Source organism: Burkholderia sp. KCJ3K979 (assembly GCF_016759955.1).
In the GTDB taxonomy this organism is placed as follows: domain Bacteria; phylum Pseudomonadota; class Gammaproteobacteria; order Burkholderiales; family Burkholderiaceae; genus Burkholderia; species Burkholderia orbicola.
In genome coordinates, this window is sequence record NZ_JACFYV010000419.1 from 1 (window position 1) to 1,438 (window position 1,438).

Below are 1,438 nucleotides of genomic sequence, written 5' to 3' on the forward strand. Positions count from 1 at the left end.
CGAGGCTCCGACTGTTTGTATGCATGCGGTTTCAGGATCTATTTCACTCCCCTCCCGGGGTTCTTTTCGCCTTTCCCTCACGGTACTGGTTCACTATCGGTCGATCACGAGTATTTAGCCTTGGAGGATGGTCCCCCCATCTTCAGACAGGATTTCACGTGTCCCGCCCTACTTGTCGCACACCTAGTTCTTTCATACTGTTTTCGCCTACAGGGCTATCACCTGCTATGGCCGCACTTTCCAGAGCGTTCGGCTAACAATACAAATAAAGAGTGCAAGGCTCATCCCATTTCGCTCGCCACTACTTTGGGAATCTCGGTTGATTTCTTTTCCTGCGGTTACTTAGATGTTTCAGTTCACCGCGTTCGCTTCGCATGGCCTATGTATTCAGCCATGGATACTCCAAAAGGAGTGGGTTTCCCCATTCGGACATCTACGGATCAAAGCTCGTTTGCCAGCTCCCCGTAGCTTTTCGCAGGCTACCGCGTCCTTCATCGCCTGTGATCGCCAAGGCATCCACCACATGCACTTGTTCGCTTGACCCTATAACGAGTCTGTCTCGTTACAGGTTGAGTTCTCGCGTTGTGCCGTATTCCAATTGAGTCAAACTTAGAGTTCGAATCATCTTGAGATACATCGATACAATCACAACCCGGATAACTTCCACGTCCATCTCAAGACGCTTCCGCTATCCAAATTACTTACTTCTTCCAGATTGTTAAAGAACGACAGCCGATATCTGTTGATATCCTCTGACTGGCTCAATCGCCAATGACAAAGACTCGAACAATCATCATTCGAATGTTTGTCATTGAAGATTATTGAAAGCGGCCGGCATGAACCGGTTTAAACCGCAGACAGCTAGTCTGTCTTTAATTTACAGCCGATAAGCGTGAGCGCTCAACTTGTGCGAGAAGCTCTGGAAAGGAGGTGATCCAGCCGCACCTTCCGATACGGCTACCTTGTTACGACTTCACCCCAGTCATGAATCCTACCGTGGTGACCGTCCTCCTTGCGGTTAGACTAGCCACTTCTGGTAAAACCCACTCCCATGGTGTGACGGGCGGTGTGTACAAGACCCGGGAACGTATTCACCGCGGCATGCTGATCCGCGATTACTAGCGATTCCAGCTTCATGCACTCGAGTTGCAGAGTGCAATCCGGACTACGATCGGTTTTCTGGGATTAGCTCCCCCTCGCGGGTTGGCAACCCTCTGTTCCGACCATTGTATGACGTGTGAAGCCCTACCCATAAGGGCCATGAGGACTTGACGTCATCCCCACCTTCCTCCGGTTTGTCACCGGCAGTCTCCTTAGAGTGCTCTTGCGTAGCAACTAAGGACAAGGGTTGCGCTCGTTGCGGGACTTAACCCAACATCTCACGACACGAGCTGACGACAGCCATGCAGCACCTGTGCGCCGGTTCTCTTTCGAGCAC

Annotated in this window: 2 rRNA genes; both read right to left on the reverse strand. The window is 51.3% G+C overall.

Annotated elements, in window-relative coordinates:
* Positions 1-543 (reverse strand): 23S ribosomal RNA (locus H3O04_RS35330); the annotation flags it as partial.
* Between the two features lie 380 nt (positions 544-923).
* Positions 924-1,438 (reverse strand): 16S ribosomal RNA (locus H3O04_RS35335); the annotation flags it as partial.